The sequence below is a fragment of the Pseudomonas sp. CH61 genome (genome assembly GCF_059429415.1).
In genome coordinates this window covers 241,017-259,134 of the sequence record NZ_CM182098.1, presented here as the reverse complement: position 1 = coordinate 259,134, position 18,118 = coordinate 241,017, and the positions used below count along the sequence as shown (strand labels likewise).

17 protein-coding genes are annotated in these 18,118 nt (G+C 59.8%); 6 read left to right on the top strand and 11 right to left on the bottom strand.

The window, feature by feature from the left end; genetic code table 11:
• Nucleotides 1-91 precede the first annotated feature (91 nt).
• A complete protein-coding gene (locus AC5SEM_RS01100) occupies nt 92-577 on the bottom strand; it encodes an FKBP-type peptidyl-prolyl cis-trans isomerase (RefSeq protein WP_007912368.1) in 486 nt (161 codons plus the stop codon).
• On the opposite strand from AC5SEM_RS01100, the gene AC5SEM_RS01095 reads away from it, so the two are divergent.
• From AC5SEM_RS01095 to yihG, 3 genes are read left to right on the top strand one after another with little or no spacing between them, the layout of a single operon-like run.
• Complete coding sequence (locus tag AC5SEM_RS01095; RefSeq protein WP_077571443.1) at nt 546-872, top strand: DUF3565 domain-containing protein; 327 nt, start codon at nt 546-548, stop codon at nt 870-872. The genes AC5SEM_RS01100 and AC5SEM_RS01095 overlap by 32 nt on opposite strands.
• A gap of 60 nt (nt 873-932) precedes the next feature.
• Nucleotides 933-3,032, top strand: coding sequence for a phosphate acetyltransferase (pta, locus tag AC5SEM_RS01090; RefSeq protein ID WP_077571143.1), 2,100 nt, complete (start codon nt 933-935; stop codon nt 3,030-3,032).
• Nucleotides 3,033-3,938: a 1-acylglycerol-3-phosphate O-acyltransferase, YihG family gene (gene yihG, locus AC5SEM_RS01085; protein ID WP_495471982.1), complete on the top strand. Its 906-nt coding sequence runs from the start codon at nt 3,033-3,035 to the stop codon at nt 3,936-3,938.
• A gap of 170 nt (nt 3,939-4,108) precedes the next feature.
• On the opposite strand, the gene cysN is transcribed toward yihG, so the two are convergent.
• The 3 genes from cysN to AC5SEM_RS01070 all read right to left on the bottom strand — a co-directional run bounded on the left by cysN (nt 4,109) and on the right by AC5SEM_RS01070 (nt 7,942).
• Entirely contained in the window at nt 4,109-6,007 is a 1,899-nt protein-coding gene (gene cysN, locus AC5SEM_RS01080) for a sulfate adenylyltransferase subunit CysN (RefSeq protein ID WP_137219263.1), read from the bottom strand.
• Between the two features lie 9 nt (nt 6,008-6,016).
• A complete protein-coding gene (cysD, locus tag AC5SEM_RS01075; protein ID WP_007912374.1) occupies nt 6,017-6,934 on the bottom strand; it encodes a sulfate adenylyltransferase subunit CysD in 918 nt (305 codons plus the stop codon).
• 249 nt (nt 6,935-7,183) lie between these two features.
• Nucleotides 7,184-7,942 carry a Nif3-like dinuclear metal center hexameric protein gene (locus AC5SEM_RS01070; RefSeq protein WP_495471981.1) on the bottom strand — a complete coding sequence of 253 codons (759 nt, stop codon included), beginning with the start codon at nt 7,940-7,942 and terminating at the stop codon, nt 7,184-7,186.
• A gap of 103 nt (nt 7,943-8,045) precedes the next feature.
• On the opposite strand from AC5SEM_RS01070, the gene algW reads away from it, so the two are divergent.
• From algW to AC5SEM_RS01055, 3 genes are all read left to right on the top strand, one after another.
• Entirely contained in the window at nt 8,046-9,203 is a 1,158-nt protein-coding gene (gene algW, locus AC5SEM_RS01065; protein WP_064387994.1) for a Do family serine endopeptidase AlgW, read from the top strand.
• Between the two features lie 88 nt (nt 9,204-9,291).
• A complete protein-coding gene (locus AC5SEM_RS01060) occupies nt 9,292-11,397 on the top strand; it encodes a TonB-dependent siderophore receptor (protein WP_495471980.1) in 2,106 nt (701 codons plus the stop codon).
• A 12-nt stretch (nt 11,398-11,409) separates the two neighbouring features.
• Nucleotides 11,410-12,129, top strand: a complete 720-nt coding sequence (locus AC5SEM_RS01055) for a DUF4198 domain-containing protein (RefSeq protein WP_495471979.1) — start codon at nt 11,410-11,412, stop codon at nt 12,127-12,129.
• 119 nt (nt 12,130-12,248) lie between these two features.
• Here AC5SEM_RS01055 and hisC read toward each other — a convergent pair whose 3' ends face one another.
• The 7 genes from hisC to AC5SEM_RS01020 all read right to left on the bottom strand — a co-directional run bounded on the left by hisC (nt 12,249) and on the right by AC5SEM_RS01020 (nt 18,117).
• Nucleotides 12,249-13,301 carry a histidinol-phosphate transaminase gene (gene hisC / locus AC5SEM_RS01050; RefSeq protein WP_495471978.1) on the bottom strand — a complete coding sequence of 351 codons (1,053 nt, stop codon included), beginning with the start codon at nt 13,299-13,301 and terminating at the stop codon, nt 12,249-12,251.
• A 3-nt stretch (nt 13,302-13,304) separates the two neighbouring features.
• The gene (gene hisD / locus AC5SEM_RS01045) at nt 13,305-14,642 is read right to left on the bottom strand and encodes a histidinol dehydrogenase (RefSeq protein ID WP_116029483.1); all 1,338 of its coding nucleotides are present in this window, start codon (nt 14,640-14,642) and stop codon (nt 13,305-13,307) included.
• A gap of 125 nt (nt 14,643-14,767) precedes the next feature.
• Nucleotides 14,768-15,403, bottom strand: coding sequence for an ATP phosphoribosyltransferase (gene hisG, locus AC5SEM_RS01040; RefSeq protein ID WP_007912384.1), 636 nt, complete (start codon nt 15,401-15,403; stop codon nt 14,768-14,770).
• Nucleotides 15,404-15,527: 124 nt separating this feature from the next.
• The gene (gene murA, locus AC5SEM_RS01035) at nt 15,528-16,793 is read right to left on the bottom strand and encodes a UDP-N-acetylglucosamine 1-carboxyvinyltransferase (protein WP_007912385.1); all 1,266 of its coding nucleotides are present in this window, start codon (nt 16,791-16,793) and stop codon (nt 15,528-15,530) included.
• 22 nt (nt 16,794-16,815) lie between these two features.
• Nucleotides 16,816-17,055, bottom strand: a complete 240-nt coding sequence (locus AC5SEM_RS01030) for a BolA family protein (RefSeq protein WP_008085051.1) — start codon at nt 17,053-17,055, stop codon at nt 16,816-16,818.
• Nucleotides 17,056-17,170: 115 nt separating this feature from the next.
• Nucleotides 17,171-17,476 (bottom strand): STAS domain-containing protein, encoded by a 306-nt coding sequence (locus tag AC5SEM_RS01025; RefSeq protein ID WP_471895795.1) that lies wholly within the window; start codon nt 17,474-17,476, stop codon nt 17,171-17,173.
• Nucleotides 17,473-18,117: an MlaC/ttg2D family ABC transporter substrate-binding protein gene (locus tag AC5SEM_RS01020; RefSeq protein ID WP_077571134.1), complete on the bottom strand. Its 645-nt coding sequence runs from the start codon at nt 18,115-18,117 to the stop codon at nt 17,473-17,475. The genes AC5SEM_RS01025 and AC5SEM_RS01020 overlap by 4 nt, the downstream gene beginning before the upstream one ends.
• Nucleotide 18,118: the final 1 nt, after the last annotated feature.

Genomic DNA, 18,118 nt, shown 5'->3' with positions numbered 1-18,118 from the left:
AACAGCCACTTGGCGAGGTCACCAAGGACAGCCGCGGACTAAAAAGGCGCCCGCAGGCGCCTCTCCAGTACTCGAAGCTTAGCGCAGAAAATCAGTGGTGATGGCCACCTTCGCCATGGACGTGACCATGAGCGATTTCTTCCTGGCTGGCGTCACGGATGTCAACGATCTTCACTTTGAAGTTCAGGCGCTGACCGGCCAGTGGGTGGTTGCCATCAACCGTCACGTCGTCGCCGTCGAGGTCACGGATGGTGACGATTTGCATCTGGCCGTCCGGCGCCGAAGCGTGGAACTGCATGCCGACTTCCAGCTCGTCAACGCCTTCGAACATGCTGCGGCTCAGGGTGCTGACCAGCTCGGCGGCGTATTCGCCGTAAGCGTCTTCCGGTTCAACGGAAACTTCCAGCTCGTCACCAACAGCTTTGCCTTCCAGAGCTTTTTCCAGGCCCGGGATGATGTTGCCTGCGCCTTGCAGGTAGACCAGCGGAGCGCCGCCGGCGGAGCTGTCGATGACCTCACCAGCGTCGTTGGTCAGGGTATAGTCGATGGAGACAGCCTTATTGGCGGCGATCAGCATGGGGCGAGACCTTTTGCAGAAGAATATAGAAAGGCCAAGTTTAGCGAAGCAAACGCGCGAAAGCGAACACAACCCGGACAAACGGGTTTCGACGATCGCAGGCTTCCATCAGGACGAAGAGGGTCATTGGGTAGCCGAGCTTTCCTGTGGCCACACCCAGCACCTGCGCCATCAGCCGCCGTGGCAATCACGTGCCTGGGTGCTCGACCCGGCGCAACGTATTGAAAAAATAGGCCAACCCTTTGCCTGCGGTTGGTGCGCACAAGGCTCGGTTAGCGCTAACCTTGGCGACTGAATTTCGGTAGGTCGTCAGCCATAAGCGACCGCCATTGCCATGCACCCTTAGAGAATTCGCATGCAAACTTTTTTTATCGCCCCCACCGATTTTGGCGTGGGTCTGACCTCCATCAGCCTCGGGCTGGTGCGCACGCTTGAGCGAGCGGGCCTGAAAGTCGGTTTCTTCAAACCGATTGCCCAGCCGCACCCGGGCGACACCGGCCCTGAGCGTTCCACCGAACTGGTGGCGCGCACCCACGGCCTGAAACCGCCGCAACCGCTCGGCCTGGCCCACGTCGAGCGGATGCTCGGCGATGGTCAGCTCGATGAGCTGCTCGAAGAAATCATCACCCTTTATCAACAGGCGGCCGTCGGCAAAGACGTGCTGGTCGTCGAAGGCATGGTGCCGACCCGCAGCGCCAGCTATGCCGCGCGGGTCAACCTGCACTTGGCCAAAAGCCTCGATGCCGAGGTGATTCTAGTTTCGGCGCCGGAAAACGAAGTGCTCGCCGAGCTCTCCGGCCGGGTCGAATTGCAGGCGCAACTGTTCGGCGGGCCGAAAGACCCGAAAGTCCTCGGCGTGATCCTCAACAAGGTCAAAACCGACGAGAGCATGGACGCCTTCGCCACGCGTCTGAAAGAGCATTCGCCGTTGCTGCGCAGCGGTGATTTCCGCCTGCTCGGCTGCATTCCCTATCAGCCGGAACTCAACGCGCCACGTACCCGCGACGTCGCCGACCTGATGGGCGCGCAAGTGCTCAACGCCGGCGACTACGAAACCCGGCGCATGACCAAAATCATCATTTGCGCACGGACCATGCGCAACACCGTCGAGCTGCTCAAGCCCGGTGTACTCGTGGTGACGCCGGGGGATCGCGACGACATCATCCTCGCCGTCAGCCTCGCGGCGATTAACGGCGTGCCACTGGCCGGCCTGCTGCTGACCAGCGACACCCTGCCCGATCCGCGCATCATGGATTTATGCCGTGGCGCCTTGCAGGCTGGTTTGCCGGTGTTGTCGGTGAGCACCGGTTCCTACGACACCGCCAACCTGCTCAACGGTTTGAACAAGGAAATTCCGATCGACGACCGCGAACGTGCGGAAATCATCACCGACTTCGTCGCTAGTCACCTCGACGCCAAGTGGCTGCACCAGCGCTGTGGTACGCCTCGGGAAATGCGCCTGTCGCCGGCAGTATTCCGCTATCAGTTGATCCAGCGTGCGCAAGCGGCGAACAAACGAATCGTTCTGCCGGAAGGCAGCGAGCCGTTCACCGTGCAAGCGGCGGCGATCTGTCAGGAGCGCGGGATCGCCCGTTGCGTGTTGCTGGCCAAACCCGAAGACGTCGAAGCCGTCGCTCGCGCTCAAGGCATTGTGTTGCCGCCGGGCCTGGAAATTCTCGATCCGGACCTGATCCGCGAGCGCTACGTCGAGCCGATGGTGGCTCTGCGCAAGACCAAAAGCCTCAATGCACCGATGGCCGAGCAGCAACTGGAAGACACCGTGGTGATCGGCACCATGATGCTCGCACTGGATGAAGTCGACGGATTGGTCTCCGGCGTGATCAACACCACCGCCAATACCATCCGCCCGGCTCTGCAATTGATCAAGACCGCGCCGGGCTGCACGCTGGTGTCATCGGTGTTCTTCATGCTGTTCCCGGAAGAAGTGCTGGTGTATGGCGACTGCGTGATGAACCCGCACCCGAGCGCCACCGAGCTGGCGGAAATTGCTTTGCAAAGCGCCGACTCGGCAGCGGCGTTCGGTATCACTCCGCGCGTAGCGATGATCAGTTATTCCAGCGGCGAATCGGCCACCGGCGAAGAAGTCGAGAAAGTGCGCGAAGCCACCCTGCTCGCCCACGAACAACAGCATTCGCTGTTGATCGACGGTCCGCTGCAATACGACGCTGCTGCCAACGCCGACGTGGCCCGGCAACTGGCGCCGAACAGCCAGGTCGCCGGGCGCGCCACGGTGTTTGTGTTCCCCGATCTGAACACCGGCAACACCACTCACAAAGCGGTGCAACGCAGTGCCGATTGCGTCAGCCTCGGGCCGATGCTGCAAGGCCTGCGCAAACCGGTGAACGACTTGCCGCGCGGCGCGCAAGTCGATGACATCGTCTACACCATCGCCCTCACCGCGATTCAAGCCGCCAACCGACCTATGGATGTGTAAATGCTGGATTTTCTACCTGCACCGCTGCGCGGCGTGATCGCCTCGCTGCTGTTGGCACTCAATACGATTCTGCTGTGCTCGTTTCTGTTCTGCGTGGCGCTGATCAAAGTGTTGCCGTTCGACCTCGCCCGACGCGCCTCGCTCTGGCTGATGAGCCACACCCACGAAGCGTGGATCAGCAACAACAAGGGCTGGATGAATCTGGTGCGGCGCACGCGCTGGCACATCAGCGGTCTGCAAGGCCTCGACTATCAGCACTCGTATCTGATCACCAGCAACCACCAGAGCTGGGTCGATATTCTGGTGCTGCAATACGTGCTCAACCGCCGGATTCAGCCGCTGAAATTCTTCCTCAAGCAGGAGCTGATCTGGGTGCCGGTGATCGGTCTGGCGTGGTGGGCGCTGGGCTTTCCGTTCATGAAGCGCTACTCCAAGGCGTACCTGGCCAAACACCCGGAGAAGAAAGGCAAAGACCTCGAAACCACGCGCAAGACGTGTGCGAAGTTTTGCAATAACCCGGTGGGGATTTTCAACTTCGTCGAAGGCACGCGCTTCACCGAAGGCAAGCATGCGCAGCAGCAGTCACCGTTCAAATATCTGCTCAAGCCCAAGGCTGGCGGCATTGCCTTTGTGCTGGATGCGATGGGTGAACAGCTGGAGTCGATCGTCAACGTGACCATCCACTACCCGGCCGGGCGTCCGGGGTTCTGGGATTTGCTCTGCGGCAATGTGCGCGATGTGGTGGTGCACTTTGCAGAGCTGAAGATTCCCCAGCAGTTCATTGGCAAGAATTACGATCAGGACGGCGAGTATCGATTGCAGTTTCAGGGCTGGATCAACCAGCTGTGGCTGGACAAGGATGCGCTGCTCGAACAGATGCACCGCGAATTTCCAGCCAAACACTAACCCCCTGTAGGAGTGAGCCTGCTCGCGATAGCGGTGGATCAGCCACCAACAATGTTGAATGACACACCGCTATCGCGAGCAGGCTCACTCCTACAATTGACCGAGTTGGCCCCAATAAAAAAGCCCGCCGATAATTGCTCATCGGCGGGCTTTTTATTTGTCGCTAACGCTTAGATCGCGCCACGCTGACGCAGCAGATCCAGCACTTGCTTGACGCTGTCTTCCAGACTCAGCGTCTGCGTGTCGATCACCAGATCGGCATTCAGCGGCACGTCGTACGGGAAGGATTCGCCCGGGATGTTGTCGCCAGCGGCGGCATACAGACCTTGCGGATCACGCTCGGCGCAGACAGCCGGCGAGGCCTGCACGTAGACCGTCAGCAGACGATCCTTGCCGATCAGCTCCCTGGCTTGCTCGCGCCCCTCAGCACTCGGTGCAACGAACGCAGCCAGGGTCAGCAGACCGGCTTCGTTGAACTGACGCGCCACGTGTGCGGCACGGCGCCAGTTCTCGGTACGCCCGGCGCGATCCTGTGGCAGACCTTTGTTGAGGTCGTGACGCAGGTTCTGGCCATCCAGCACAAACACCGCACGGCCCAGGTCGAACAGCTTGCGCTCGACCGCGTAAGCCAGCGTGCTTTTGCCGGCGCCCGACAGGCCGCTGAACAGCACAGTGGCCGGTTGCTGACCGAAACGCTGAGCGCGCTCTTCAGTGGCCACGTGCGCCAGTTTGCCGTGGTGCGTGGCAGTGCCATGGGTCACTGGCTGCGCGACGATCATGCCGGCGCCAACAGTGCCGTTGGTCAAACGGTCGATGATGATGAACGCGCCGGTGGTGCGGTTGCTTTCGTAACCGTCGAGGGCGATCGGCGCGTCGAGCGCGATCTTCACCTTGCCGATTTCGTTGAGCTGCAACGCGCTCGCCGGGCCTTCTTCAAGGGTGTTGACGTCGACCTTGTTAACGATGCTGGCAATCGAGCCCGGCACGTAACTGGTGGCGCGTTTGATGTCGTATTTCTTGCCCGGCAGCATCGGCTCTTCAGCCATCCACACCAGCATCGCTTCAAAGCTGTCGGTGACCGGCGGCACGTTGTCGGCATGCACCAACAAGTCGCCACGGGAGATGTCGATTTCGTCTTCCATGGTCAGCGTTACGGCCTGACCTGGACCGGCGTGTTCCAGTTCACCTTCGAAAGTGACGATGGATTTCACCCGGCTGCTTTTGCCCGACGGCAGCACCACGACTTCGTCACCCTTGTGCACGATGCCGCTGGCCAGCGTGCCGGCGAAACCACGGAAGTTCAGGTTCGGACGGTTGACGTACTGCACCGGGAAACGCAGATCGGTGAAGTTGCGATCGCCCGCGACTTCCACGGTCTCGAGGATTTCCATCAGCGACTGGCCTTTGTACCAAGGCGAGCGCTCGGATTTGTTCACCACGTTGTCGCCCTTCAGGGCAGACATCGGCACAAAGTGCATGCTGGTTGGCTTCATCTTCAAGCCTTCGGCGAACTTCAGGTAGTCGGCCTTGATCGACTCGAACACGCCTTCATCGAAGCCCTTCAAGTCCATCTTGTTGATGGCGACAACGATGTGCTTGATGCCCAGCAGGGAGGCGATAAAGCTGTGGCGACGGGTCTGGGTCTGCACGCCGTAACGCGCGTCGACCAGAATGATCGCCAGGTCACAGGTGGACGCACCGGTGGCCATGTTGCGGGTGTACTGCTCATGGCCGGGAGTGTCGGCGATGATGAATTTGCGCTTGGCGGTGGAGAAATAGCGGTAAGCAACGTCAATGGTGATGCCCTGCTCCCGCTCGGCCTGCAGGCCGTCGACCAGCAATGCCAGGTCGATATCGTCACCGGTGGTGCCGACTTTCTTCGAGTCGCGAGTGATCGCTTCGAGGTGATCTTCGTAGATCATCTTCGAGTCGTGCAGCAGGCGCCCGATCAGGGTGCTCTTGCCGTCATCGACGTTACCGCAAGTCAAAAAGCGCAGCAGCTCTTTACGTTCGTGCTGGCCCAGGTAGGCGAGGATGTCCTCGCTGATCAAATCAGATACGTGCGACATGACAGCCCCTTAGAAATAGCCTTGACGTTTTTTATCTTCCATCGAGCCGGCGCCATCGTGGTCGATGACTCGGCCCTGGCGCTCGGAAGTTCGCGTCAGGAGCATTTCTTGAATGATGTCCGTGAGGCTTTCGGCCTCGGACTCCACGGCCCCCGTCAACGGGTAGCAGCCAAGGGTGCGGAAACGCACTTTCTTTTTGACGATGCGCGCTTTGTCTTCGTCGGACAGGTGCTCAAGGATGCGCTCGTCGTCGATCATGATCAGCGTGCCGTTCTTCTCGATCACTTCGCGCTCGGCGGCGAAGTACAACGGCACAATCGGGATGCCTTCGAGGTAGATGTACTGCCAGATGTCCAGCTCGGTCCAGTTCGACAGAGGGAATACACGAATGGATTCGCCCTTGTTGACCTTGCCGTTGTAGACGTTCCACAGCTCCGGGCGCTGGTTTTTCGGGTCCCAACGGTGCTTGCTGTCGCGGAACGAGTACACGCGCTCTTTGGCACGGGATTTCTCTTCATCGCGACGAGCGCCGCCGAACGCTGCGTCGAAACCATGCTTGTCGAGTGCCTGTTTCAGGCCCTCGGTCTTCATGATGTCGGTGTGCTTGGCGCTGCCGTGAGTGAACGGGTTGATGTTCTGTGCCACGCCATCGGGATTGATGTGGGTGATCAGGTCCAGGCCCAGCTCTTCGACCATCTTGTCGCGGAACTTGTACATCTCCTGGAATTTCCAGCGGGTGTCGACGTGCATCACCGGAAACGGCAGTTTGCCCGGGAAGAACGCCTTGCGTGCCAGGTGCAGCATCACGGCGGAGTCTTTACCGATGGAGTACAGCATCACCGGGTTATCGAACTCGGCGGCCACCTCGCGGATGATGTGGATGCTTTCCGCCTCCAGCTGTTTCAGATGCGTCAGTTTGTCGACCATGGCTACTCACGAAAACTTTCTTATGAACGGCCAGCGGGCCGTGTTCGAGCGGGAAATCCTAGCACAGCGGCCTCTTCTAATCAGGACGCCAACTAGATCGAAAGGGTATATGAATATGCCCACTCGTTTGGGCGATGCCCCCTGTAGGAGTGAGCCTGCTCGCGATAGCGTTGTCACATTCGACATAGCGGTGACTGACACTCCGCTATCGCGAGCAGGCTCACTCCTACAGGGGATTTGCGGTGGTTTTCAGATCGGGTTGGGGCAATCGATGAAGATGTGTTCGACGGCGAAGCGTTTCGCCAGGTAGTCGCCCAGTGCCTGCACGCCGTAGCGTTCGGTGGCGTGGTGACCGGCAGCGATGAAGCTGATGTCGTTCTCGCGGGCGCTGTGAAAGGTCTGCTCGGAGGCTTCACCGCTCAGATAAAGATCGACGCCCGCCGCGACGGCCTGATCGATATAGCCCTGACCGCCGCCGGTGCACCAGCCGACCCGACGAATCATCGGGCTGCCTTCAATCAATAACGGCTCGCGGCCCATGACTTCCTGCACCTTGCGGGCGAAATCGCGGGCGGTCAGCGGTTCTTTCAAAGACCCGACCAGACCAACGATTTTCAGATTGTCCGGGTCCAGCGGGCCTTCCACAGTGATGTCCAGTTGACGCGCAAGTTGCACGTTGTTGCCAACGTCCGGGTGCAGATCCAGCGGCAAGTGATAGGCAAGCAGACTGATGTCATGCTTGAGCAAGGTCTTCAGTCGACGCTGCTTCATTCCAGTGACGCACGGGTTCTCGCCCTTCCAGAAGTAACCGTGATGCACCAGCACCAGATCGGCCCCGGCCTCGACGGCAGCGTCCAGCAACGCCTGGCTGGCCGTGACGCCGCTGACAATGCGCATCACCTGCGGACGGCCTTCGACCTGCAAACCGTTGGGGCAATAATCGGCAATTTTCGCACTGCCAAGGTAACGGTCGGCTTCTTCGACGAGGGTGCTGAGGGCAACGGCCATGAAAGACTCCTAAATATCCCGTTCAGAGGCACGCGCGGCCTCGTATAATGCGCGACATTATGGGCGGTCTGACCCCGCCTGCAACTCTTCCAGGACGTGCTTAATGTTCAAGGCGCTGCGTTTTATGGGCTGGCCGTTGTTGGCCGGCGTGCTTATCGCTCTGTTGATTATTCAGCGTTACCCGCAGTGGGTCGGGCTGCCGAGCCTCGACGTCAACCTGCAACAGGCGCCGCAAACCACCAGCGTGCAGCAGGGGCCGGTGTCCTATGCGGACGCGGTGACCATCGCCGCGCCTTCGGTGGTCAACTTGTACACCACCAAAGTCATCAACAAACCGGCGCATCCGCTGTTCGAAGATCCGCAGTTCCGCCGTTTCTTCGGCGATAACTCGCCGAAGCAGAAACGCATGGAATCGAGCCTCGGTTCCGGCGTGATCATGAGCCCGGAAGGCTACATCCTCACCAACAACCACGTGACCAGCGGCGCCGACCAGATCGTCGTGGCGCTGAAGGATGGCCGCGAAACCCTCGCCCGCGTCATCGGCAGCGATCCGGAAACCGACCTTGCAGTGTTGAAGATCGATCTGAAAACCCTGCCGGCGATCACCGTCGGTCGCTCCGACAACATTCGTATCGGCGACGTCGCGCTGGCCATCGGCAACCCATTCGGCGTTGGCCAGACCGTGACCATGGGCATCATCAGCGCCACCGGGCGTAACCAGTTGGGCCTGAACAACTACGAAGACTTCATCCAGACCGACGCGGCGATCAACCCGGGCAACTCCGGCGGCGCGCTGGTCGATGCCAACGGCAACCTTACCGGCATCAACACGGCGATCTTCTCCAAGTCCGGCGGCTCGCAAGGCATTGGCTTTGCGATCCCGGTGAAACTGGCGATGGAAGTGATGAAGTCGATCATCGAACACGGTCAGGTGATTCGTGGCTGGCTGGGCATTGAAGTGCAGCCGCTGACACAGGAACTGGCTGAGTCGTTTGGTCTGTCCGGGCGTCCGGGAATTGTCGTTGCGGGGATCTTCCGCGATGGCCCGGCACAGAAGGCAGGCCTGCAATTGGGCGACGTGATTCTGAGCATTGATGGCGAGCCGGCCGGCGATGGCCGTCGTTCGATGAACCAGGTTGCACGGATCAAACCGACCGACAAAGTGACGATTCAGGTGATGCGCAACGGCAAAGAGCTGAAGCTCACCGCTGAAATCGGCCTGCGTCCACCACCGGCGCCGGTGAAAGAAAAAGAAGAATAAAACTTTCTTCGCGCTAACCGCGCGAATAAAAGACATTCTCAACAGGCATGTTATATTGTTTCAATTCTAAGAATTGGAACAACATAACATGTCGTCTCGAACAAAGGCTTCCCTGCTCGGTCTGAGCCTTGGTCTGCTGGTCGATCCAGCCTTCGCCGAAGAGCCCAAACCCCTCGAACTCGACGCCATCAGCGTCATCTCCGACTACGAATCGCCGACCGGCCCGGTCAAGGGCTATCGCGCCACACGTTCATCCAGTGCAACCAAGACCGACACCGCGATCCGCGATATCCCGCAGGCGATCAGCGTTGTGCCCGCCAGCGTGCTCAAGGATCTGGGCAGCACCAGTGTCGAGCGCGCGCTGGATTTCGCCGGTGGCGTATCCAAGCAAAACAACTTCGGCGGCCTGACGCTGTACGAATACAGCGTGCGCGGCTTCACCACTTCGGAGTTCTACAAGGATGGCTTCAGCGCCAATCGCGGTTATCCGAGCACACCGGATGCGGCCAACATCGAGCGCATTGAAGTGCTCAAAGGCCCCGCCGCCAGTCTGTATGGCCGAGGTGATCCCGGCGGCACGGTAAACATCGTCACCAAGAAACCGCAGCCCGAAGCCTTCACTACCCTGCAAACCAGCGCCGGCAGTTGGGATCGTTATCGCACCGCACTGGACGTCAACACGCCGCTGGATGATCAGGGCGATGTGCTCTCGCGGATCAACCTTGCGGTCGAAGACAACAACAGTTTTCGCGATCATGTCGACAGCCAGCGCGTATTCGTCGCGCCTTCGATCAGTTGGCAATTGAACCCGGACACGTCGCTGTTGGTGGAAAGCGAAATCGTCCGTCACAGCTCCACCTTCGATCGCGGCATCGTCGCACCGAACAACAAATGGAGCGGCGTGTCGCGCTCGACCTTCCTCGGCGAACCCAACGACGGCAACATCGATAACCACAACAATCTGCTTCAGGCGACGCTCGAACATCACCTCAACGACAGCTGGAAGCTGCGTCTGGCCAGTCATTACAAGGAAGGCAAACTCTGGGGCGACGCTTCCGAATCCCGCCCGTTGAACGCCGATGGCCACACCGTCAACCGCCGCTATCGCGAGCGCGATACCAACTGGCATGACAGCATCACCCAACTGGAACTGCGCGGTCTGTTCGACCTCGGCCCTTGGCAGCACGAACTGCTGATCGGCACCGAGTACGAAAACTTCCGCAAGAACGAGCGCGTCACCACGATTGCCGGCGGCCCTTACGCCATCGACATCTACAAGCCGATCTACGGTCAGCCCAAACCCAACGGCGCCCGCTCGGGCAGCGACTTTTTCGAAAACGTCGAAAGTCATGCACTGAACCTGCAGGATCAAATCGTCTTCACCGACAAACTGCGCGGGATGATCGGTGCGCGCTTCGAGCACTTCGATCAGCACATTGACGACCACAGCCGCAACGCCACCAGCAACCAACGTCACGATGCCCTCACCCAACGCGTCGGCCTGCTCTATCAACTGACGCCGGATACCGGCCTCTTCGCCAATGCCTCGACCTCGTTCAAACCAAACAATGGCCTCGACGCCTCCGGCAAATCCTTCGACCCGGAAGAAGGCGTCGGCTACGAAGTCGGGATCAAGAACGAGCTATTCGACGAGCGCCTGAGCAGCACCCTCGCCTTCTTCCACATCGACAAGGAAAACGTCCTCGCCCTCGATCCGGCCAGCGACACCAGCCGGGCGATGGGCAAGGCACGCAGTCGTGGTTTCGATCTGCAAATCACCGGACAAGTGACTGACGCAGTGCGGCTGATCGGCGCCTTCGCTTACATCGATGCCGAGGTGACCCAGGGCGACGCGGCAATTCCCACCGGTAGCCGCATCCTCGGCGTGGCCAAACGCAGCGGTAGCCTGCTCGGGGTTTATGAGTTTCAGGATGGCCATTTGCGTGGCTCGGACGTTGGCGCGGCGTTCACTTATGTCGGCGATCGCTCGGGAGAATCCGGCAGCGACTTCGAACTGCCGGCCTATCACACCGTCGACCTGCTCGCGCATTACAAGGCCAGCGACAACGTCACCGTCGGCCTGAACCTGAACAACCTCTTCGACGAAAAGTATTACGAGCGCTCCTACAGCAACTACTGGGTCAACCCCGGTGAGCCGCGCAATTTCACCGTCAGCCTGACTCTCAACCTGTAAAAGGACGTCACCATGCAATACGGCAAATCCCTTGTACTCATCGCCGCGCTGTTCGCCGGTCAGGTCTCGGCCCATGGCCTGTGGACTGAGCAACGGCGCGGCAATATCGAAGTGGTCTACGGTCATGGCGCTGAGGACAATGCGTTCAAGGCGCAGAAGATCAGCGGCGCGTGGGCTTATGACGCGAGCGGGAAAATGATCCCGGTCAGCGTCGAGCGCCTGGCGGATCATGCACGTTTGAAGCCGCTGAAGTCGCCTGCGGTGATGGCCGTGGCGCTGAACAACGGCATGTGGTCGCAAACGGCTGACAAGAAGTGGATCAACCAAGGTCGCAGCAAAGTCCCTGGCGCCATTGAGGCCACCGAGACATTCAAATACAGCCTGGCGATTTATCAGCCGGGGGCGAAGTTGCCGAAGCTGGATCAGATCAAGTTGCTGATTCTGCCGGAGGTTGATCCGCTGACGGTTGGGCCGGGCAAGTCATTGCCAGTTCGGGTGTTGCTCGATGGTAAACCGGCGGCTGGGGTGAAGTTGATTGGCGACTATCGCAGTGCGCCGAACACCCTGAGCACCGAGACCGACAAGGATGGCCGCGCGCAGGTGCTGGTGCGAAATGAAGGGTTGAACGTGATTGCGGCGCAGGTTGAGGTGCCGGTCAAGGACAGTGCTGATGTGAACAGTCGCGGCTTGTTCAGCTCACTGACCTTTCTTGGCGAACCACATCACGAATAATCACCACAAATCCCCTGTAGGAGTGAGCCTGCTCGCGATTGCGGTGTGTCATTCAACTCACATGTTGAATGCTGAAACGCATCGCGAGCAGGCTCACTCCTACAGGGTGCAGCGGTGATTCAGAGGTTGCCGAGGCCGTCGATCAGCGCCCGATTCTGCTCCGGCGTACCAATCGAAATCCGCAGGAACTGCGCAATCCGCTCCTGCTTGAAGTGCCGCACGATCACACCCTGCTCGCGCAGTTTGGCCGCCAGTCCCGCCGCGTCATGCTGCGGGTGCCGGGCGAAAATGAAGTTCGCCGCCGACGGCAACACTTCAAACCCCTTGACCTGCAATTGCGCAATCACCCACTCACGGCTCTCGATCACCAGTCGGCAGGTCTTGTCGAAATGCTCGCGATCTTCAAACGCCGCTGCCGCCCCGACAATCGCCAGACGATCCAGCGGATAAGAGTTGAAGCTGTTCTTGATCCGCTCCAGCGCCTCGATCAGATCCGGATGTCCGACCGCGAAACCCACGCGCAAACCAGCCAGCGAACGCGACTTGGACAGGGTTTGCGTCACCAACAGGTTGGGGTAACGGTCCACCAGACTGATTGCGGTTTCGCCGCCGAAGTCGATATAGGCCTCGTCTACGACCACCACCGAATCCGCGCTGGCCTTGAGGATTTGCTCGACCGCGTCCAGTGCCAGCAGGCAACCGGTTGGCGCGTTCGGGTTAGGGAAAATGATCCCGCCATTCGGCTTGGCATAGTCCGCCGGGTTGATCTGGAACTGCGCGTCCAGCGGCACCGCATCGTATTTGATGCCGTACAAACCGCAGTAAACCGGATAGAAGCTGTAGCTGATGTCCGGGAACAGCAGTGGCTGATCGTGTTGCAGCAAGCCATGGAAAATGTGCGCGAGCACTTCATCCGAACCGTTGCCGAGGAACACCTGATTGCTCCGCACGCCGTAATACTGGGCGACGGCAGTTTTCAGCAGGTCACTGTTCGGGTCCGGGTACAGACGCAGGTTATCGTTAAGCTCGACCTGCATCGCCGCCAAGGCTTTTGGCGATGGGCCGTACGGGTTTTCGTTGGTGTTGAGCTTGACCAGTTTGGTCAGCTTCGGCTGTTCGCCCGGCACGTACGGCACCAGATCCTTGACGAACGGGCTCCAGAATTTACTCATCGCTCAGTTCCCCTGCCCTTGTAGAAAGTCTTCGTCTTTGATGCGGTATTCGGCACTGCGCGCGTGCGCACTCAGCGATTCGCCACGGGCCAGCACCGATGCAGTCTTGCCCAGCTCGGAAGCGCCGGCTTCGGAGCAGAAGATGATCGACGAACGCTTCTGGAAGTCGTACACGCCCAGCGGCGAAGAGAACCTCGCAGTGCCGGACGTCGGCAGTACGTGGTTCGGGCCTGCGCAGTAGTCGCCCAGCGCTTCGGAGGTGTGACGGCCCATGAAGATCGCGCCGGCGTGGCGGATCTGCGGCAGCCAGGCCTGTGGATCAGCGACCGACAGCTCCAGGTGTTCCGGGGCGATACGGTTGGCGACTTCGATGGCTTGCGCCATGTCGCGTACGTGAATCAGCGCACCACGGCCATTGATCGAGGTTTCGATGATCGTCGCGCGGTCCATGGTCGGCAGCAGTTTGTCGATGCTCGCGGCGACCTTGTCGAGGAACTCGGCGTCCGGGCTGACCAGAATCGCCTGCGCATCTTCGTCGTGCTCGGCTTGCGAGAACAGGTCCATGGCGATCCAGTCCGGATCGGTCTGGCCGTCGCACACCACGAGGATTTCCGAAGGGCCGGCGATCATGTCGATGCCGACCTGACCGAACACATGACGCTTGGCGGTGGCGACATAGATGTTGCCCGGGCCAACGACTTTGTCGACTTTCGGCACGCTTTCGGTGCCGTAGGCCAAAGCAGCAACAGCCTGAGCGCCACCGATGGTGAACACCCGGTCGACGCCAGCGATGCAGGCAGCCGCCAGCACCAGTTCGTTGATTTCACCGCGCGGGGTCGGCACGACCATGACCACTTCGGTCACGCCGGCGACCTTGGCCGGAATCGCGTTCATCAATACAGAGGATGGGTAAGACGCCTTGCCGCCCGGCACATACAGACCGGCGCGATCCAGCGGCGTGACCTTCTGGCCCAGCACAGTGCCGTCGGCTTCGGTGTAGCTCCAGGAATCCTGTTTCTGTTTTTCGTGGTAGCTGCGCACGCGAGCGGCGGCTTTTTCCAATGCTTCGCGCTGCGCAACGGTGATGCGGGTCAGGGCCAGTTCCAGACGCTCGCGCGGCAGGATCAGGTCGGCCATCGAAGCGACTTCGAGGCCGTCGAATTTCTGGGTGAACTCGACCAGCGCCGCATCACCACGTTCGCGCACAGCCTTGATGATGTCCAGCACCCGCTGATTGACCGAGTCGTCAGACACACTTTCCCAGCTCAGCAGATGATCCAGATGATGCGCGAAATCCGGGTCAGCAGCGTTGAGTCGGCGAATTGCAGTCGTTGCGGTCATAGCGAGAGCCTCATAGGAATGGCAAAAACTCAGGCGCCCTAACTTAGCAGTCGTTTCCGCTTGGGCACCTGAGATTCTGGCTATGAGGCGGATAGACGGGCGCGACTTAACGGCGCGCAGGTAAATCAGCCGCGGTGTCGCGATTCCACTGCGTTGCGCAGGGTATCGATCAACGCCTGGATTCGGGCGTGTTGCATTTTCATCGAAGCTTTATTGACGACCAGGCGCGAGCTGATCGTGGCGATCAGTTCCTGAGGTTCCAGGCCGTTGGCGCGCAGGGTGTTGCCGGTGTCGACCACGTCGATGATCTTGTCGGCCAGACCGATCAGCGGTGCCAGCTCCATCGAGCCGTACAGCTTGATGATATCGACCTGACGGCCCTGCTCGGCGTAATAACGCTTGGCAACGTTGACGAACTTGGTCGCCACGCGCAGACGGCCCTTGGGCTCAGGCGCACCGATCTTGCCGGCGGTCATCAGCTTGCACTGGGCGATTTGCAGATCCAGTGGCTCGTACAGGCCCTGGCCGGTGTATTCCATCAACACGTCTTTACCGGCAACGCCGAGGTCAGCCGCGCCATGCTCAACGTAAGTCGGCACATCGGTGGCACGCACGATCAGCAGACGAACGTCGTCCTGCGTCGTGGGAATGATCAGCTTGCGGCTCTTGTCCGGATTCTCGGTCGGCACGATGCCCGCTTCGGCGAGAAGCGGCAGGGTGTCGTCAAGGATGCGGCCCTTGGACAGTGCGATGGTCAACATGGGAAACGTCAGTCCTTATCAAGGTACTCATGTCCGGTCGCAATCGGCGCCGGACACACATCGAGCCGGAAACCGGCTCGACTCTTAAAATCAGTGGACACGTCCCTGTGTCCCAATGCAGCAATCAGCCCGGAACGCGACGGATCTTGGCGCCCAGCATCTGCAGTTTTTCTTCGATGCACTCGTAACCACGGTCGATGTGGTAGATGCGGTCGATCAGCGTGTCGCCTTCGGCAACCAGCGCCGAGATCACCAGACTGGCCGAAGCCCGCAGGTCGGTGGCCATTACTGGCGCGCCTTTGAGGACTTCAGTACCGGTGACGATGGCAGTATTGCCTTCGACCTGGATCTTGGCGCCCATGCGGTGCAGTTCGTACACGTGCATGAAACGGTTTTCGAAGATCGTCTCGATCACCGCACCGGTGCCTTCGGCAATGGCGTTGAGCGAGATGAACTGCGCTTGCATGTCAGTCGGGAATGCAGGGTACGGCGCGGTGCGCACGTTGACTGCTTTCGGACGCTTGCCATGCATGTTCAGCTCGATCCAGTCTTCACCACAGGTGATTTCTGCGCCGGCTTCACGGAGCTTTTCCAGAACGGCTTCAAGGATGGTCGGATCGGTGTCCTTGACCTTGACGCGACCACCGGTCACGGCTGCGGCGACCAGGTAGGTGCCGGTCTCGATGCGGTCAGGCATGACTTTGTAGAAAGCCGAACCCAGACGCTCAACGCCATCGATGGTGATGGTGTCGGTGCCAGCACCGGAAACCTTGGCGCCCATGGCGTTGAGGAAGTTCGCCAGGTCGACCACTTCAGGTTCGCGAGCGGCGTTCTGCAACACGCTGCGGCCCTTGGCCAGAGCAGCGGCCATCATGATGTTCTCGGTACCGGTCACGCTGACGGTATCGAAGAAGAAGTGCGCACCGCGCAGGCCGCCTTCCGGCGCCTTGGCCTTGATGTAGCCGCCTTCGACGTCGATCACCGCGCCCATGGCTTCGAGACCACGGATGTGCAGGTCAACCGGACGCGAACCGATGGCGCAACCGCCAGGCAGTGCCACTTCGGCCTCACCGAAACGGGCAACCATCGGGCCCAGTACCAGGATCGACGCACGCATGGTTTTCACCAGTTCGTACGGGGCGATCAGGGTCTTGATGGTGCGCGGGTCGATTTCGACGCTGAGTTTCTCGTCGATCACCGGCTCAATGCCCATGCGACCGAACAGCTCGATCATGGTGGTGATGTCGTGCAGGTGCGGCAGGTTGCCAACGGTCACCGGGCCATCGCACAGCAGGGTGGCAGCCAGGATCGGCAGGGCGGAGTTTTTTGCGCCGGAAATGCGGATCTCGCCATCAAGACGAGCGCCACCGGTAATAATCAATTTATCCATAAGAATCTCGACGCCCTAAGGCTCAGGTGCGCTCGGCCCAGGCCGCGCTGCTGAAAAATTTCATAGTGACCGCATGGATGCTGCCATCGGTAATCCATGGGTTCAAATGGGCATAGACCTGCTGCTGACGCTTCACCGGGCTCAACGCCGCCAGTTCATCGCTAATCACGTTCAGCTGGAAATTGCAGCCTTCGCCCTCAACTTCTACCAACGTTCCGGGCAGCTTTCCTTCAAGGAAGCTCTTCACTTCTACGGCCTGCATGCTCAACCTCAATCGGCGCCCTGTGCGCACGGGTCGGACATCATACAAAAAAGCCCCGCGCCTGCGAACCCCGCATGGCAGGACTCTGACGGGGGGCTTCTTTATAGATGCTGTTTCAGGGGTGCGCCAAAAGTTCGGTCAGCTCACTGACCTGAGCGATTTCGCGCATGTCTTCGGGCATCGCACGGATGCTGACAGCCTTTCCGGCCGCATTCGCATCGCGCATGAAGCACAGCAGCAACGACAAACCGACGCTGCTGGACTTCTTCACCGCCGAGCAATCGATCACCAGCGAAGCAGCCTTGCTGGACTTGATCAGCGCCTGGCCTTGCTTGCGCAGGTCGGCACCGGTGCGATAGTCCAGCACTCCGCTGAGCAGAAGCTCGTCGACATCACTCATACGAACTGCGGCCTCATTCATTGCGCGGGGTTCTTTTCGGTGGCTTCCTTGGCCTTGGCCACTTCACCGGCCCAACCATTGATGGTCTTGTCCAGGTCGTTGCCATTGCGCTGCATCGCGTCGGCGAACTGATCACGGAACAGCTTGCCGATGTTGATGCCATTGATGATCACGTTGCGCAGTTTCCACTCGCCGTTGATCTTCTCCAGTGTGTACTGCACAGGATAGATTGCGCCGCTGCTGCCCTTGACGGTCATGTTGACGCTGGTGCGGTCACCCGATTCGTCCTTGGCAGGGTCAACGGTAATCCCCTGGTTGTTGTACTCGAGCAAGGCATTGCCGTAGAACTGGAACAGGCCTTTCTTGAAGTTTTCCTGGAAGGTCTGCATCTGCGCCGGCGTGGCCTTGCGCGAATACTTGACCGTCATGATGCTCTTGGAAATGCCTTCGGCGTCCACCACTGGCCCGACGATGCTGTTGAGCGCCGCGTAGAAATCCGTCGGATCCTGCTTGTATTTCTCTTTGTTGGCAGCCAGGTCGGCCAGCAACCGGGTGGTCGTGTCCTGCACCAGTTCATGCGCGGATTGCCCAGGCGCAGCGTTAGCCATCAGTGGCAATGCCGCGAGCAACACCAACAGGCCACGTCGCAAGGTAGAAATCATT

Bases quoted from the DNA above. Each gene is read 5' to 3' on its own strand.
- AC5SEM_RS01095 (WP_077571443.1), top strand. From the start codon at position 546: ATGGAGACAGCCTTATTGGCGGCGATCAGCATGGGGCGAGACCTTTTG.
- AC5SEM_RS01100 (WP_007912368.1), bottom strand. From the start codon at position 577: ATGCTGATCGCCGCCAATAAGGCTGTCTCCATCGACTATACCCTGACC.
- pta (WP_077571143.1), top strand. From the start codon at position 933: ATGCAAACTTTTTTTATCGCCCCCACCGATTTTGGCGTGGGTCTGACC.
- yihG (WP_495471982.1), top strand. From the start codon at position 3,033: ATGCTGGATTTTCTACCTGCACCGCTGCGCGGCGTGATCGCCTCGCTG.
- cysN (WP_137219263.1), bottom strand. From the start codon at position 6,007: ATGTCGCACGTATCTGATTTGATCAGCGAGGACATCCTCGCCTACCTG.
- cysD (WP_007912374.1), bottom strand. From the start codon at position 6,934: ATGGTCGACAAACTGACGCATCTGAAACAGCTGGAGGCGGAAAGCATC.
- AC5SEM_RS01070 (WP_495471981.1), bottom strand. From the start codon at position 7,942: ATGGCCGTTGCCCTCAGCACCCTCGTCGAAGAAGCCGACCGTTACCTT.
- algW (WP_064387994.1), top strand. From the start codon at position 8,046: ATGTTCAAGGCGCTGCGTTTTATGGGCTGGCCGTTGTTGGCCGGCGTG.
- AC5SEM_RS01060 (WP_495471980.1), top strand. From the start codon at position 9,292: ATGTCGTCTCGAACAAAGGCTTCCCTGCTCGGTCTGAGCCTTGGTCTG.
- AC5SEM_RS01055 (WP_495471979.1), top strand. From the start codon at position 11,410: ATGCAATACGGCAAATCCCTTGTACTCATCGCCGCGCTGTTCGCCGGT.
- hisC (WP_495471978.1), bottom strand. From the start codon at position 13,301: ATGAGTAAATTCTGGAGCCCGTTCGTCAAGGATCTGGTGCCGTACGTG.
- hisD (WP_116029483.1), bottom strand. From the start codon at position 14,642: ATGACCGCAACGACTGCAATTCGCCGACTCAACGCTGCTGACCCGGAT.
- hisG (WP_007912384.1), bottom strand. From the start codon at position 15,403: ATGTTGACCATCGCACTGTCCAAGGGCCGCATCCTTGACGACACCCTG.
- murA (WP_007912385.1), bottom strand. From the start codon at position 16,793: ATGGATAAATTGATTATTACCGGTGGCGCTCGTCTTGATGGCGAGATC.
- AC5SEM_RS01030 (WP_008085051.1), bottom strand. From the start codon at position 17,055: ATGCAGGCCGTAGAAGTGAAGAGCTTCCTTGAAGGAAAGCTGCCCGGA.
- AC5SEM_RS01025 (WP_471895795.1), bottom strand. From the start codon at position 17,476: ATGAATGAGGCCGCAGTTCGTATGAGTGATGTCGACGAGCTTCTGCTC.
- AC5SEM_RS01020 (WP_077571134.1), bottom strand. From the start codon at position 18,117: ATGATTTCTACCTTGCGACGTGGCCTGTTGGTGTTGCTCGCGGCATTG.